This is a genomic window from Kribbella sp. NPDC005582, from assembly GCF_040605415.1.
GTDB lineage: Bacteria > Actinomycetota > Actinomycetes > Propionibacteriales > Kribbellaceae > Kribbella.
Genome location: NZ_JBEXCU010000008.1, coordinates 303356 through 318185, shown reverse-complemented (window position 1 = coordinate 318185; position 14830 = coordinate 303356). Strand labels below are relative to the sequence as shown.

Sequence of the window (14830 nt, the reverse complement as noted above, 5' to 3'; positions counted from 1 at the left end):
GTATCGCTGGATGGCGATGGTTGATGAGATGCCGGGGCTGGCGGTGGCGGGGTGTTTGTTTCAGGGGTTCAGTGATGCTTCGCGGTTGGCGATTGTGCGGCATCTGGCGGGTGGCGAGCATCGGGTGGTTGATCTGACCGCGCATCTTGGGCTGGCGCAGTCGACGGTGTCGAAACACCTTGCGTGCTTGCGGGATTGCGGGTTGGTGGAGTCGCGGGCGGAGGGGCGGGCGTCGGTGTTTCGGCTGACGCATCCGGAGGCGACGATGGAGTTGCTGGCTGCGGCCGAGAAGCTGTTGGGGCTGACCGGGGATGCGGTGGCGTTGTGCCCGAACTATGGGTTGAACCATGAGTGACGCTGGTCGATCGGCGGCGGCTTGGGCGGCGGGCGCAGTTGCTGGCCGGCGCTTCGGTCGCTTACAACGTGATCGAGGCGATCGTCGCGGTGTCGGCTGGACTCGTTGCCGGGTCGGTCGCATTGGTCGGGTTCGGGCTCGACTCGGTGGTGGAGGTGTCGAGCGGGTTGATCATCATCTGGCAGTTCCGGCATCCACTTCCTGAGACGCGGGAGCGGCAGGCGTTGCGGTTGCTGGCGTTGTCCTTCTTCGCGCTCGCGGCGTACGTGACGTTCGAGTCGGTGCGCAGCTTGATCACCCAGGCCACGCCGGACGTTTCGCCGGTGGGGATCGGGCTCGCGATCGCGTCCTTGATCGTCATGCCGTTCTTGTCCTGGGCCCAGCGGCGTACGGGGAAAGCCCTTAATTCCAACGCGGTTGTGGCCGACTCCACGCAGACGCTGCTGTGTACTTATCTGTCGGCAGTGCTGCTAGTCGGTCTGCTGTTGAACGCGACTCTCGGCTGGTCGTGGGCCGACCCGATCGCGGGGCTGATCATCGCGGCCGTTGCGGTGCGCGAAGGCGTGCAGGCCTGGCGTGGCCAGAACTGTTGTGCGCCGACGGCGACCACGTGTGAGGACGGTTGCTGTGCATCGTAAAGTTGCGGCCGTGATGGGGGAGATCGAGCGGGTGCTGGCGGGCCCGCCGAGTCAGCTGGCGTTCCGGGCACTCTGTGCTGCGCTGGGGCGAGCAGCCAGTACGGCGGCGCTGGTCGATCGTTGTGAGCAAGGGCTCGCGGAATGGCCTGATGAAACGCGCGAAGCGCCCTGGGCAGCCCAAGGAGGACCGGGTTGGCGGCTGGTCCGCAAGCTCTCGCTCAGATCAGACCACATCGGTACGGCGGCACTCCCGCTCCCAGACCCGCAGGCCAACGTCACGACGCTCGACCTCGGCTACCTGGCCGGAGCGGCACTCGGCGCGCTGTCCGAGTCCCTGCCGCTCTGGACGAACCTGCGCGCGGTCACGGCTGAGATGCTCACCGAACAGGATGCGAACGCGGTTGCCCACCTGGCAACCAACCCCGACCTCGGGAAGCTCGAATCGCTCGACCTGATCGACGTCACCGAGGATCTTTCCCACTTCACACCGCCGCCGTTCCGCCCACCGGCCGGTCGGCCATCACGGCTCCGGCACGCGGGCCTGCGTGCTCCTGACCTCGTACACCTGTTGCGTTCGGGGATCGCGCCCGAACTGCGCTCGGCTGCGCTCCGCATCGAAGGCATCGAGGAGGCGCGCGATCTCGCTGCGTGTCCTGAGCTTGCGCAGCTCGAACAACTGACGATCGCCTTCCGCTGCGGCCGGAACGGCCGGCACAGCCTGACCGAATTGTTCGTCGGCAACGTCGTTCCCGAGGACGACGCGGCCTGCGCCGAGTTCTTCGCGACCGCCGAGCTGACGAGTCTCCGCGAACTCACGATCGAGGGTGCCGCGCTGAGCCGGGGTAGTCACGGGCTAGGCCCGCAAGGGCTCGACGCGGTGGTCGCGAGCGGCCTGATCCCACGACTGGCCGCACTCAGCCTCAACAAGCTGCCCCTGGGTGATGCACCACTCGTCAGACTGATCGCAGAACTCGATCGCGAGGGGATCGAGAGCCTGACCTTGCGCGGCCTGGGCCTCAGCGACGTGACCGCCGAGGGTTTCACCGGCACTTACTTTGCCCTCCGGGAGCTCAACCTCAGGAACAACTTCCTGACCGAGTCCGGCGCCCAGCACCTCGCGCACGACGTCGACCTTCCAGCGCTGGAGCGACTCGACCTGTCCGGCGACCCGGGTGGTTCGCCGTACTACGCCCGGTCGGAGATCCAGCCGATCGGTGACGCCGGCGCCGTTGCCTGGGCCTCCTCGCACAACGCCGTCAACCTGACCGAACTCAGCCTGGCTGCGACCGGTCTCACCCCGGCAGCCGTCCCCGAACTCCTGAGCATCGGACAGCTGGAGACGCTCGACTTCTCCTACAACCAGCTCAGCGGCTGGCCGGTCGTCGAGCGCCTCCCCGGACGCCGACTCGATCTCGAGGCCTGCGATTTGAACGACGACGACCTCGCCACGCTCACGGCCGCGAACGCCGAGCTCGACAGTCTCAACCTGGCCTACAACAGCATCACCTCGGCCAAGGCGCTGGCCGCGTGGCCCGTCGTGCCGAGGCTGTGGGAGCTCAACCTCCACGACAGTCACCTCGACGACGACAGCCTGACCGAGCTGGGCGTCGCAGCGACCGGCCTGCTCGAGCTGGATCTCGAGCAGGACTGCTGGAAGCTCGACCGCCGCCCGTACGACGAACCGCTGCCGCCGGCGATCGCCGACCCGGCGTACTTCCCGAACCTCGACGCGATCTTCCTCGGCGTCGTCGACGAGTATCACGGTGCCCGCTACTCGGCCGGCTACCCGCCGTCCGCCCGCGAGGGACTCGCGCGTCCGGTCCTCCGCAACTTCCTCGCACACCTGGACCTGGACGAAGAGCTGACCATCGCTGACGACCGCGTCTTCCGCAGCAAGCACGACTTCCGCCGCGGCCTGGCCGCCAACCGAGCCGAGAGCGAAGCCGAAGCCCGGACTTTCGCGCGGCGACTCCGCCGCTAGACGCCCAGTAGGCGCGCGCCGTTCTCCGAGCAGACAGCGCGCAGCCAGTCGTCGCCGAGCTCCAGGTCCACGAGGGCTTGGAGCTGGGTTGCGTAGGGATAAGGGATATTCGGGAAGTCCGAGCCCAGCACGATGCGATCCGCGAGGTCGGCCAGCCGCGGGACCAGGTCGCGCGGGAACGGCATCAGGGCCTCGGTGAACGGCGTGAGCGCCATCGTCGTGTCCAGATGGACATTCGGGTACGACGTGAGGTCCAGGTGCTCGGCGTATTCGGGCATGCCCAGGTGAGCCACGACCACAGTCAACCGGGGATGACGGCGAAGGACCTCGCCGATCGGGCCGGGGCCGGTGTGGCGGCCGGGGATCGGGCCGGATCCACAGTGCGCGACCACCGGCGTACCGGCTTCGGCCAGCTGGCCCCAGACGTCGTCGAGAACCGGGTCGCGCGGGTCGTAGTCGCCGACTTGGAGGTGGACTTTGAAGATCCGGGTGCCCAGGTCCAGCGCTTCCCGGACATACGAAGAGGCGGAGGCCTCAGGAAAGAAGGTGCCGCTTGCAACACACCCGGGCGTCACGGCAGCGAAGTCCCGGGCCCAGGTGTTGAGCCAGGCGGCCATGTCGGGTTTGTGTGGGTAGACCAAGGCCGGAAAGGCGCGAACGCCCAGCGTAGTAAGGGTTTTCAGACGTTCTTCGACGGATGTTCGATAGGTGATCGGCCAGGCGGTCCCATAGTGCACCACAGCCTGATCGAAGTAGTTCCAGACCGCGTTCATCACCTGGTCGGGCAGGAAATGGACATGGACGTCGACCAGACCGTCCAGCCCCAGCCCGGCCCACCACGCCGGTACGTCGTCGTCTCGCACTAAAGCTCCGCCTGGTCGGCCAGCCAGAGGTTGATCAGGCCCTGGAAGTGCGCCTGGAACTTCTCCTGCTCGTCGACCGGGTACGTCGCCACGACCGTCTCGCGCAGGATCTCCGAGAACTCCGGCCCGCTGAACCAGTCGCGCACGCGGGCGTCGAAGTCGGGCAGGTTCTCGGCGCACCACTCGTGATAGCGAACGGTGTCGAAGTGGGCGTCGGCCAGGGCGAGGTAGGCCTCGATCTTGGCGTCGTAGTCCAGGTCCGGGTTGTCGGCGATCGCGAAGTACTTGTCGGTCTGCAGGTCGACCGAGCTGCGCCGGCCGGTCGCCAGGCTGAACACGGACCACTTCACCAGCGCGCTGATCGCCCACGGGAAGTAGTAGTGCAGCGAGGTGACCGCCACGTCGGGGCAGGCGTTGGCGTAGTCGATCGGGTGCACCGAATCGCCGCGGACCAGCATCTCGCAGGAGTTGAACTCCCAGCCGAAGAAGGCGTTCACGATCCGGCTGATCGCGACCGACTGATGACCGGCGGACGGCGACAGGAAGTTGTGCGAGACGGCGTACCGGTTGTGCATCGGCTCTTCGGGCCGGAAGTCCATCACCATCGTCTCGGCGCCGATCGACAGCGCACGGGCGAACTTGTCGTAGTCGATGGTCGCCTGCAAATGCATCAGCATCTCGCCGGACTGGTCGTAGGCGCGGTGCAGGTCGACCTTGTTGTTGATCCGGGAGACGCCGCGCCAGCCGCCGCCGTCGAACGGCTTCATGTACAGCGGGTAGCCGAGGTCCTCGGCGATCGCGTCCAGGTCGAAGGTCTGGTTGTACTTCGCCGACGTGTAGGCCCAGCGGACGTTGTCGACCGGGTTCTTGTACGGCACCAGCACGGTCTTCGGGATCTTCAGCCCGAGCCGGAGCATCGCGCAGTACGCCGAGTGCTTCTCCATCGACTGGAAGGTGAACGGCGAGTTCAGCAGGTAGGTGCCGTTCATCAGCGCGGCCTTCTTCAGCCACTCACGCGGGTGGTAGTACCAGTACGCGAGCCGGTCGATGACGAGCTCGACCCGGACCGGATCGGTCAGGTCGAACGGCTCGATGGTCAGCCGCTCGGACTCGAACTCATGGGTCTTGCCACCGGCCGAGATCGGGCCGACCCGGCGCAGCAGCGCCTCGAAGGCTTGCGGCCAGTCCTCTTCGGCGCCCAGCAGCAACCCGATCAGATGGCGGGAGTTGTCGGCCACAGCGGTCTCCTCACGAGTCAGACGAATCGGGGCAGGTGGTGCGCGATCTGCTGGCGCCACCAGGGCCAGTCGTGGGCTACGTCGTACCCCCACTGGTCGAGCTCATGCGGAATGCCCTTGGCAGTCAGTACGGCGTCGATCGCGCGGGCCGACGGCAACGAGCCGGTCGGATGGGTCTCCCAGTCGCCCTGACCGACCGTGAGCACGACGAACAGGCGCCGGCGCAGCCAGTCCAGGTGGTCGCCCTCGAGGTTCGGCAGGTAGTCGGCCGGGTTGTTGAAGTACGTCGCCTCGCCGCGCTCGCCCCAGGCGTGCCAGCTGGCGGCGTCGTAGTTGCCGGACTGACAGATCGCGACCGGGAACAGGTCGGCCCGTTTGAAAGCGAAGTTCAGCGCGTGGAAGGCGCCGAGGCTGCAGCCGGTGGTGATCATGTCGGTCGTGCCGGGCGAGTCGGCGCCGATCGCCGGGACGACCTGGTTCAGGATCCAGGACTCGTAGCCGCCGTGCCGCCGGGCCCGGTCCTCCAACTGGATGCTGCGGTCGGACCAGCTCAGGTGGTCGAACGAGTCGACGCAGTACAGCTTGACCCGGCCGGCCTCGATCAGGTCGGCGACCGCGTCCACCATGCCGTTGTTCTCGTAGTCCCAGGCGCGACCCTGCTCACTGGGGAAGACCAGCACCGGCCGGCCGAAGTGCCCGTACCGGATCAGGGTGCCGCGCCGGTCGAGTCCCGGCGCGTCGAGTTCGATCTGCTCGCGGTCCATTCGCCTCACCTCTCGCCAGCCACCCTGCCATGTCTTTACCTCGAATGCCTCGTCTGAGCGCGTCCCACCGAGTGCCGTCGGCAACGACCATGGCCGGGCCTAGGCCCAGATGCGGTTCAGCAGTCCTGTCAGGTCCGGATCCAGTACGTCACGCCAGGCGGTGAAGTTGTGCATGTCAGGTGTCTCGTCGAACTCGACCGCGAGCCCCAGCTCGGCCAGGTGCGCTGCCATCACCCGGTTGTTGTGCACGTTCTCCTCGGTCGCGCCCGCAGTCATCGCGACTGCCGGGGTGCTCGGCGCAGCGGTCGCTGCCAGCACCTCTCGGACGAACGCGGTCACCTCGGCGTAGAACTCGAACCCGGACTCCTGCGGGTCGGTCTCCGGGGTGAAGAACGAGCCGGACTGCAGGAACAGTCCGTCGAACGTGCCGGGGTGGTTCCACTCGGCGTACAAGGCCGCCAGCGCGCCCAGACTCGCTCCCATGAGCACCGGCTGACGGCTCTTGTACTGGGTCGTCAGAGCCGGAACCACCAGCTGCGTCAGAGCCTCGGCGTACTGCGGATTGGCGGCGTACCAGAGGTTGCGCGTGGTGGGTCGGAGCAGTGCGAGCCGGAACGGCGGTAGCTCGGAGGTGGCCACCATGGCACCGGCGTAGTGCGTCAGGCCGGCGTACATGGCGAACTCGGGCCCGTCGTGCGACAGCAGCAACGGCAGCTCGAAGGCTGGTGTGATCCCCTCCGGCGCCCACACCTGTACGTCGATCGCCCCGAGCGGCGTGTCGACCACCAGCGGCGTCAGCGTGGACGGCGCAGGCTCGACGTCGATCCACGCCGGCTCGACGTACCCGGGGAGTGGCAGCCACGAGTGCTCCCCGAACGCACCGCCGACCACGCGCGGGTTGGTCGGATCGGTTTGCATGCCCAGATCGGCGATGTCGAACAGGTACTCCATCCGGTGCACCGACGGCCGCGCCAGCCGCAGCTCCCAGCCGAAGTCCACCGGCTTGAACTCGAGCAACTCGGCGGCCAGCCCCAGCTCCTGCCACAACCGCACCCCGTCGTACGCATGATCAGGATCGCCGAGGCGGAACACCACCTCGGCTCCTTCGACCGCACTCACGACATCAGGCATCCGCACACGGTACCCAGAAGAAAACTGACATCCCCTGTCAGTGATCCAGGTCTATCGTGGGAAGGTGGTCGATCTCACGGACATCCGGGCAGCCACCGCCGACCTGCCGCGCAGCTACGAAGTACTGGTCCGGGACCGGATCAAGTTCCGCGTCGGCCAGATCGTCTACCTCGCCGTGGCACCCGACGAGGAGACGATGGGGATCGGCTTCCCCCGCGAGGAGCGCGCCGCCGCGCTCGCCGCCGAGCCCGACAAGTTCCTCCCGCCGCGGAAGTCCGATGAGCGCTTCCAGTGGATCGAAGTACGCCTCGCAGCCATCGCGTACGACGAACTCCGCGAGCTCGTCATCGACGCCTGGTCGCTCTGCGTTCCGAAGAAGGTCCGTGAGGAGTTCCTGACAAACCTGTGACGGAGCGCAACGAAATGGGTAGGTTATCCCCTCGACCGTGAGGATCTGGGGGAGTGCATGGCCGAGCTGGTGCCGGACGGGTTCAACCGGCTGATCGATTTCCTGTTCCAGGCCTATCGGCGGGGCAGCCTTCAGCACCACGGTGACGAGTCGCAGCCGATCTTCGCCTGTGTCCAGGACCCGCTGAACCTGGAGATTCCGGCCCAGCCGGGGCAGACGGCGAGTCCCGTCGTCCTGCGGATGCTGTCCGACCGGCTGCGGCCGGAGGGTCCGCAGTCGCCGGAATTGCAGGTCCCGCACTTCGTGGTCGGCCTGGAGGACAAGTCGCCGACGGACGGGCCGGATGCCGAGCTCCAGCCGGTGTCGATGGCCGAGGTCGACGAGCTGGTCAATGTGCTGGACCGGTCGACGGCAGGTCTGCAGGACAACCACGCCGGCGGTTACAGCTTCCCGCGGTACGACCTGGTCCGCTGGCTCATGCAGGAGTCGTTCGCGACCGGCCGGGGGACAGCGCGAGCGCGCGTACGACGGGGGTTGTACCGACGGGCCGTCGGTGGCGCGGGTGATGGTGACGGCGTCTGGGCGCGCGTCCAGCTCCAGCTGCCGGGCTGGCTGCAGGTGCTCACACTGTGGCTGCTGCCGGCCTTCTTCTGGCTGCGGCACAGCGGCCGGGTGCCAGTGCTGTCCGGGCAGTACCGGTGGCTGCGTAACCAGGCCTATCTGGCGCGCGGTGACGACAACCTGTTCGAGCTGGCCGTCCGGGTCACGAAGGACCAATGGCGAGGCCAGGACCCGGAGCGGTTCGCCGGACTCCTGGTCAACGCGTTCCTGGAGGATCTGCGGGCCGGGTTCCGCCGGGTCGAGTGGATCCACAAGCACCGGGCCACGCACCCGATCCTGCTCGTCGGTCCGATCAGCCGGACCAACGGCGGCTATCTGCTGGTGCGGATGGTCGCAGAGGTTCGCAACGACACCCTGCGGTTCGACCCGCTGCTGTTGGTGACCATCGGCCGGAAGGTTCCGCCGCTCGCGCTGGAGCCGGAAGAGGCCGAGGTCGACGAGAGCATGGAGAAGTGGCGGACGCGGCACCTGGAGGAGAGTCTCCGGCGCTCGATCGGCGCCTGGCTGCTCGTGTTCCAGATCGGCGGGAGCCCGGCGGCGCCGACCCGCCGGCGCCCCGGACGGGCCGCCGTACCGGTGCCGCCGTTGGTGGCCGAGAAGCCGATGCCGTTCGAGCGAGTGCAGGGGCCAATGTGGCGGCGGCGGTCCGGCGGGTGGCTGATCATCGGGACGGTGCTCGCCGTACTGGCAGCCGCGTACGGCGGGTACGGCGTACTGGATGATCGGCGGCACTGTGGCGGCGACGGGTTCCGTTGGCTGTTCTTCGAGGCCGTGGACGACTCGGTGGCCAAGGTGGACGGGGACTGCGTCGGGCTGACCGACGGGACGAACTCGTTGCTGTACCCGAGTGAGTCGTTCGGTCCGGTGGGAGACAAGATTCTCGAGCAGAACCGCCAGGCCGCCGAGCTGAGCAAGCGGGAGCCGGAGCGGCCGGTGATCACGCTGGCCTCCCTGACCTCGGCGAGCGACGGGTCGCAGAGTCCGGGCGGCTTCACCGCCGAGCGGGAGCAGTTGGCCGGTCTGGCGGTTGCGCAGGCGGTTCAGCTCGGCAAGCCGGCGCAGCGCTACGAGCCCATCCTGCGGGTGCTGATCGCGAACGCCGGCCCGCGGTATCGGCATGCCGATCGGGTCGCGGCACAGCTCGGTGCGCTGGCCGCGAAGGACCCGTCGGTTGTCGCCGTGGTCGGCATGGTCGAGAGCCGGCAGTCGACGCAGGACATGATCCGCAAGCTCGCCGCGGTCGGGCTGCCGACCGTCGCCGCCACGCTGACGGCGGACCAGATGGTCGATGTCAGCCGGATGTACCTGCAGATCAGCCCGCAGAACCGGCGGGAAGCCGCCGTGGCCGCGGCGCACGTCCGCAACCAGGTCGCGACCGGCAAGGACCCGTTCGGCCGCCCACTGAAGCGCAAGCTCACCGTCGTGAAGTCCGACGACCCGGCCGACACCTACAGCCAGAACCTGGCCAAGGACGTGCTGCAGGCCTTCGCGGCCGCGGGGATCCCCGGCAGCGCGACCTCCTACAGCTCCCAGGGTGGAAGCGCCGATCCGGCCGCTGCCGGGCGGGAGGCCTGTGATCACCAAGGCGAGGTCGTGTTCTTCGCCGGTCGCGGGCAGATCGACTTCCAGGCGTTCCTCGGCGGCATCCAGGATCGCTGCCGGACCAAGCCGCCGTACATCATCGGGGGCGACAACACGACCAAGTACGTCGCCGATCGCGGCGTCAGCAGCCTGAACCAGTCGATCCCGTTCCAGTACCTGGCGCTGTCGCTGGCGCCCGACCTGCTGGCCACGGCGTCACCGCAGTCCGCCGACTTCTACGTCCGGCTGCAGGAGCTGTTCCCGTACGAGAAGACCGATCGCGGGCGCAGCCTGGACGGCCATGCGGCGCTCAGCTACGACGCGGCGTACGCGATCGTGCTGGCGACCAGCTACCTGCGCCGCGACAGCATCGCGGTGAACGGCGGGACAGTCTGGTCGGCACTGCAGTCGATCACAGACGCCGACGGCGCCAAACGCGGCTACCAAGGGGTCACCGGGCCGATCGACTTCGGCGGCAGCGTCACGCGGCGGGTGCCGGTGGACAAGCCGGTGGCGATCGTCACCTTCCAGCGCGGCGAGCCGGTGCCGAAGGCAACGATCGTCTGTGGCGCGCGGTCCGAGTCGCCGAGCTGGTGCCCACTCGACTAGTCCTTCGGGATGAGGAGAAGACCATCCTCGCGGCCGATGGGTGGGAGGGAATCGGCACGCATCCTTGAACTATGACCGGGGACTTCTTACCTGAACGCCGCAAGGCTTCAGCGCTCAGCCAGACATTGACCGTCGTACTGCTGCTCGTCGCGGCCGCGTTGGCCGGCTGGTTGTTCCTCTAGGCTTCCCAGCGCACTTCGGCCTCGCCGGGGCGGACGACGCCGGCCTCGTAGGCGACGACGACGGCCTGCACGCGGCTGGACAGGCCGAGCTTGGACAGGACGCTGCTGACGTGGGTCTTCACCGTGGTCTCGCTGACGAAGAGCTTACTGGCGAGATCGCGGTTCGACAGACCGCGCGCCATCCACACCAGGATCTCGCGTTCGCGCTCACTCAGCTGAGCCAGCAGCCCGGCCCAGCGCGCATCAGGTTGGGCGGGCGCGGCCGCCGCCGTACCGCCGACTTGGCGTTCCAGTTCGACGCAGCGCTCCAAAAGGACGCGCGTCGAGGCCGGGTCGACCAGTGAGTCGCCGCGGTGCACGGCCCGGACGGCTGACACCAGCAGGTCCGGATCGGTGTCCTTGAGCAGGAAGCCCGAGGCCCCGGCCCGGACAGCGCTCAGTACATAAGCCTCGTCGTCGAACGTCGTCAGCACCAGTACGGCGGGCTTCGAGCGCCCGGCGGCCTTGTTCGCGGCGGTGATCCGCTCGGTCGCGACCAGACCGTCCATCACCGGCATCCGGATGTCCATCAGTACGACGTCCGGGTCGTACTGGTCGACCATCCGGAGCGCCTCTTCGCCGTCGCCGGCCTGCGCGACCGTGGTCAGGTCGGGCTCGTGATCGAGGATCATCGCCAGCCCCATCCGGATCACGCCCTGGTCGTCGGCGACCAGGATCCGGATCTGGTCACTCAGTTCTGCGGCGGCAGCCATGCCTGCACTCTCCATCCACCCAGGGGGCCCGCCGCGACGGCCAGTGTGCCGCCGACCGCTGTGGCCCGTTCGCGCATTCCGATCAGCCCGTTCCCACGGCCGCTCTCGCTCCGCCGGGCGGTCTCCAGCACGTTCACCGGTGGTGGGCCACCGCTGCCGTTGTCGTCGATGGTGAGGAGCTCGCCCTGCTCACTACTCTGCCAGGTCACCCGCGCCGCGGTGGCCTTCGCGTGCACCATGACGTTGGTCAGTGCCTCCTGGATGATCCGTACGGCGGTCAGATCGGTGACCGTGGTCAGCTGACGCTGCCGGGTCGGCAGGTGCATCGCGACGTCGATCCCGACCGCCTTCAACCGCTCACCCATCCGGGCCACATCGGCCAGATCCGGGACCGGGGCCGTGCCGCCGCCGGAGTCGGTTCGCTCGGTGCCCGGCCCGGCGTTCAGCACCCGGACGGTCTCCCGCATCGCGGTCAGCGCTTCCTTGCCGCTGGCAATGATCCAGCGAATCGCCTCGCGCAGCACCTCGGGGCGCTGGTCGGCGACCCGGTCGGCGGCCTGGGCCCGAATCACCACCGCGCTGACGTGGTGCGAGATGACATCGTGCAGGTCGCGGGCGATCCGGGTGCGCTCGGCGATGGCGGCCTGCTCCGCCGCGGCCGCGCGCAAACGGACCAGCTCGGCGTTGCGCTGCTCCAGCACCGCGACGCTCTTGCGGCGCCGGCGGGCGTCGGCGCCGAGCAGCACCATGCCGCAGATCAGGGCCTCGGCGAAGACGAACAGCGAGACGTCGATGTAGCTGTAGAGACTCTGCAGATCACGCGGCAGAGCGGCGTACCGCTTGCCGTACAACACTGCGCGGTCGACATGGCTCAGCACGATCGCGACCACGGTCGGCAGGCCGATCATCAGCGCGGCCAGGCTGCCCATCGCGAAGAAGCCGCTGACCAGACGCCGTACGCCGTTGGACGCGGCGATGTAGCCGGCCACCAGCAGTGGGGCGAGGTGGATCTCGGACTGCAGCGCGGCGTCGGCGATCCGGGGCTGCCCGAACATGGTCAGCCCGAGCTGGGCGGCCAGTCCGGTACCAACCGCGGCGTACACGACGGGGTAGAGGACGGCGACGGTGATCAAGGTCGTGCGCGGACTACGGCGGCCGAAGGCGATGGTGGCGATCAGGAAGATGCCGGTGACCGCGGAGACCATCGGGTTCTGCGGCCGCAGCCAGCTGCCGTCGATCACGCCGAGCCCGACGAACCAGACGACGGCGACCACGGCAGCCACCAGCAGGTCCTGCTGGAGCTGGGTCAGGCGTCGCCAAGCGGTCATGTCGCCCAGCGTAGTCATCCGGTCATGAGTAACGCTTCGTCACAGCGGTCGGGAAGTCTCCAACTTTCGGACGAGTCCGCGCGTCCGAACTGATACTCAGGGCCTACTCGCGGCCCGCGAGGACGGTCCCTGGGACCGATGTGGCCACCGAGGCAATCCGAGAGGCTGTACCCCATGACCGAACAGCTACCGCAGCGGCCACGCCGTCCGATGCGGTCCCGGTTGCTGTCCGTGACCGGAGCGGCTGTGCTGGTGACCGTCGTCGGATCGCTGCTGATCTGGCACACGCAGCTCGGCGACTTCCTCTCGCCGGAGGCCGACAAGGAGCCGGTCGTCTCCGGACTCAACGCGCCGAGCGCCGCCGAGCCGACGAAGCTCGCCACTCGTACGCCGGAGGCCCGGCCGACTCCGAAGCCGAAGCCGACGGTCAGCCCGAAGAAGCCCTCCCCGACCAAGCCGGCGCCACGCAAAACCTCCGAGTACGGCGAGCAGAACATCAACGGGCTCTCGCCGAAGCTCCGCGCACGGCTGAAGAAGGCGATCGTCGCGGCCCGCGCCGACGGCATCACGATCCAGATCAACTCCGGCCGGCGCAGCGCCGCCAAGCAGCAGCGGCTGTTCGACGACGCGATCAAGAAGTACGGCTCCGCCAAGGCAGCGAGCCGCTGGGTGCTGCCGCCCAAGGACTCCGCCCACGTGCAGGGCAAGGCCGTCGACATCAAGCCGGTGGCCGCCATGCAGTGGCTGGACAAGAACGGCTGGCGCTTCGGCGTCTGCCGCCGCTACGACAACGAACTCTGGCACTTCGAGGCTCTGACAGCGCCAGGAACGAAATGCCCACCCCGTGAACCCCACTCAGTGGCCAGGAGCAGATCATGACGATGACGTACGCACACCCGTTGCCCACGCGCTACAGCCGCGGCCGGCTCACTGTCCCTGCCCTGTGGCGGCAGGTGGTCCGGGGCCACGACACCGCGAAGAAGACTGCGCTGGAGCCGGATCGGTCGGCGCACACGCAGCTGGAGATCTACGACGGCGTACTGGCCGCGTTCGAGCGCCGGGACGAGGTGGCCGCCGTACTGGCTGCTGCGGGTGACCGTGAGACCGCCGTACGCCGGTTGCGTCAGGAGCTGGGGTTGTCGCACCTGCAGGCGACCGCACTGCTGGACCTGCCGCTCACCACCGAGTGCCGGGACCGGATCGCTCACCGCGCCGCGGAGTTGCGTACGGCGCTCGACCGGTAACACTGGATGGGTGATCACTCTCGAGCAGGCCGCACGGTTACGTAAGGCGGGTGTCCTGTGGGCACCCGCGGCCGGCGATCGGTTCGTCGTACCGGACCGGGACATGGACGACGACGTGTTCGTCGTGAGCGACATGACCGTCGAGGTGCACGACTACCAGGGCAGCAAGGTGATCGGCTTCAACGGCACCACCGAGTGGGCGCTGGACAGTATCGAGCAACGCGAGGTGATCTGGCTCCCTCGCGAGGAGCAGCTGCGGGCGTTGCTGGGTTCGCACTTCCGCCGGCTGGAGGCCGTCCCCGACGGGTATGCCGTCGAGTTGACCAGCTCCACGCACACGTCCCCGGACGCCGAGCAGGCCTACGCGGCCGCCGTACTGCATCTGTTGTCGGCGTGAGTCAGTTCGGCCGCCAGTACTGCTTCTTTTCCTTGTCCTTCACGGTGTAGCCGAGTTTGGCCACCTCCTCGCGGAGCTCCCGCAGGTCGGCCTTGCCCTTGTCCCCGTCGCCGAAACTCTTCGCCCGCGCCTTCAGTACGGCGTTCGCTCCGGGCGGCAGGTCGGGTTCGTCCTCGACCCAACGCCGGTACCGGTGTTCGTGCGGGTCGCCGCCGTCCGACCACGGATAGCCGTGCGCGCGGAACGCTGCCGCGATCTGCGGGGACTCGGACGTGAACTGGTCGTGTTTCTCCCGGGCCAGCTCGCGCGTGGTCGCATCCAGCAGCACGATCTCCTTGCCGTCCAGGAACGCCGTGGCGACCTTGTGGCGCGGCACCGTGACGGTCTTCTCGTTCTTTGCGAACTCGACCGATTCGTCGGTGATCGTCACCTTGAGGGTGTCGTCGAGCGCGATCGCGGCCAGCAGTGCACCGCCGAGCAGGCCGACCACCATGCAGACGACGACGACCCACCAGCCGTCCCAGCCGGCGATCAGCTCCAGCGGTCCCTGGAACGGTACCCACTTCTGCCGGGCGGCCCAGTCCGCGATCCGCGGCAGGAAGTAGCCGAGCGCCAGCCCGACCAGCGGCAGTCCGCCGAACAGCACCACCTTGTCCGTGCGGGAGTGCCCGATCACCGTCTTCATGTTTCGAAACTAGCCACCGGGCGCGGAACTTTAGTATCGAAGCACGACGACC

Annotated in this window: 15 protein-coding genes; 8 read left to right on the top strand and 7 right to left on the bottom strand. The window is 68.1% G+C overall.

Annotation, left to right across the window (positions count from 1 at the left end; translation table 11 throughout):
• The first annotated feature begins 10 nt into the window (after window positions 1-10).
• Genes ABZS29_RS35515 through ABZS29_RS35505 form a run of 3 tightly spaced genes read left to right on the top strand, consistent with a single transcriptional unit; the run spans window position 11 to window position 2974 of the window.
• On the top strand, window positions 11-355 hold the full coding sequence (locus tag ABZS29_RS35515; RefSeq protein ID WP_355468908.1) for a metalloregulator ArsR/SmtB family transcription factor: 345 nt from the start codon (window positions 11-13) through the stop codon (window positions 353-355).
• Window positions 352-993 (top strand): cation transporter, encoded by a 642-nt coding sequence (locus tag ABZS29_RS35510; RefSeq protein WP_355468905.1) that lies wholly within the window; start codon window positions 352-354, stop codon window positions 991-993. The genes ABZS29_RS35515 and ABZS29_RS35510 overlap by 4 nt, the downstream gene beginning before the upstream one ends.
• Window positions 983-2974 carry a hypothetical protein gene (locus tag ABZS29_RS35505; RefSeq protein WP_355468904.1) on the top strand — a complete coding sequence of 664 codons (1992 nt, stop codon included), beginning with the start codon at window positions 983-985 and terminating at the stop codon, window positions 2972-2974. Before ABZS29_RS35510 ends, ABZS29_RS35505 begins: the two co-directional genes overlap by 11 nt.
• On the opposite strand, the gene ABZS29_RS35500 is transcribed toward ABZS29_RS35505, so the two are convergent.
• The 4 genes from ABZS29_RS35500 to ABZS29_RS35485 all read right to left on the bottom strand — a co-directional run bounded on the left by ABZS29_RS35500 (window position 2971) and on the right by ABZS29_RS35485 (window position 6970).
• Window positions 2971-3837, bottom strand: a complete 867-nt coding sequence (locus ABZS29_RS35500) for an amidohydrolase family protein (protein WP_355468903.1) — start codon at window positions 3835-3837, stop codon at window positions 2971-2973. The genes ABZS29_RS35505 and ABZS29_RS35500 overlap by 4 nt on opposite strands.
• Window positions 3837-5075 carry a hypothetical protein gene (locus tag ABZS29_RS35495; protein ID WP_355468901.1) on the bottom strand — a complete coding sequence of 413 codons (1239 nt, stop codon included), beginning with the start codon at window positions 5073-5075 and terminating at the stop codon, window positions 3837-3839. Before ABZS29_RS35495 ends, ABZS29_RS35500 begins: the two co-directional genes overlap by 1 nt.
• 17 nt (window positions 5076-5092) lie before the next feature.
• Window positions 5093-5839 carry an alpha/beta hydrolase-fold protein gene (locus ABZS29_RS35490; protein ID WP_355468899.1) on the bottom strand — a complete coding sequence of 249 codons (747 nt, stop codon included), beginning with the start codon at window positions 5837-5839 and terminating at the stop codon, window positions 5093-5095.
• 99 nt (window positions 5840-5938) lie between these two features.
• Window positions 5939-6970, bottom strand: a complete 1032-nt coding sequence (locus tag ABZS29_RS35485; RefSeq protein ID WP_355468897.1) for an alpha/beta hydrolase-fold protein — start codon at window positions 6968-6970, stop codon at window positions 5939-5941.
• Between the two features lie 64 nt (window positions 6971-7034).
• Here ABZS29_RS35485 and ABZS29_RS35480 point away from each other — a divergent pair, with 64 nt between their 5' ends.
• Both ABZS29_RS35480 and ABZS29_RS35475 read left to right on the top strand, forming a co-directional pair.
• Window positions 7035-7379 (top strand): MmcQ/YjbR family DNA-binding protein, encoded by a 345-nt coding sequence (locus ABZS29_RS35480; protein ID WP_355468896.1) that lies wholly within the window; start codon window positions 7035-7037, stop codon window positions 7377-7379.
• Between the two features lie 57 nt (window positions 7380-7436).
• A complete protein-coding gene (locus tag ABZS29_RS35475) occupies window positions 7437-10190 on the top strand; it encodes a hypothetical protein (protein WP_355468894.1) in 2754 nt (917 codons plus the stop codon).
• 178 nt (window positions 10191-10368) lie between these two features.
• Here the strand turns inward: ABZS29_RS35475 and ABZS29_RS35470 are convergent, their stop codons facing one another.
• Both ABZS29_RS35470 and ABZS29_RS35465 read right to left on the bottom strand, forming a co-directional pair.
• Window positions 10369-11106, bottom strand: a complete 738-nt coding sequence (locus ABZS29_RS35470) for a response regulator transcription factor (RefSeq protein ID WP_355468995.1) — start codon at window positions 11104-11106, stop codon at window positions 10369-10371.
• On the bottom strand, window positions 11103-12452 hold the full coding sequence (locus ABZS29_RS35465; RefSeq protein WP_355468892.1) for a histidine kinase: 1350 nt from the start codon (window positions 12450-12452) through the stop codon (window positions 11103-11105). The genes ABZS29_RS35470 and ABZS29_RS35465 overlap by 4 nt, the downstream gene beginning before the upstream one ends.
• Window positions 12453-12626: 174 nt before the next feature.
• Here ABZS29_RS35465 and ABZS29_RS35460 point away from each other — a divergent pair, with 174 nt between their 5' ends.
• The 3 genes from ABZS29_RS35460 to ABZS29_RS35450 are packed head-to-tail and all read left to right on the top strand — an operon-like array spanning window position 12627 to window position 14093.
• Window positions 12627-13331 carry a D-alanyl-D-alanine carboxypeptidase family protein gene (locus tag ABZS29_RS35460; RefSeq protein ID WP_355468890.1) on the top strand — a complete coding sequence of 235 codons (705 nt, stop codon included), beginning with the start codon at window positions 12627-12629 and terminating at the stop codon, window positions 13329-13331.
• Complete coding sequence (locus tag ABZS29_RS35455; protein WP_355468888.1) at window positions 13328-13696, top strand: hypothetical protein; 369 nt, start codon at window positions 13328-13330, stop codon at window positions 13694-13696. Before ABZS29_RS35460 ends, ABZS29_RS35455 begins: the two co-directional genes overlap by 4 nt.
• A gap of 10 nt (window positions 13697-13706) precedes the next feature.
• Window positions 13707-14093 (top strand): pilus assembly protein CpaE, encoded by a 387-nt coding sequence (locus ABZS29_RS35450; protein WP_355468886.1) that lies wholly within the window; start codon window positions 13707-13709, stop codon window positions 14091-14093.
• Window position 14094: 1 nt separating this feature from the next.
• Here ABZS29_RS35450 and ABZS29_RS35445 read toward each other — a convergent pair whose 3' ends face one another.
• The gene (locus ABZS29_RS35445) at window positions 14095-14778 is read right to left on the bottom strand and encodes a hypothetical protein (RefSeq protein ID WP_355468884.1); all 684 of its coding nucleotides are present in this window, start codon (window positions 14776-14778) and stop codon (window positions 14095-14097) included.
• Window positions 14779-14830: the final 52 nt, after the last annotated feature.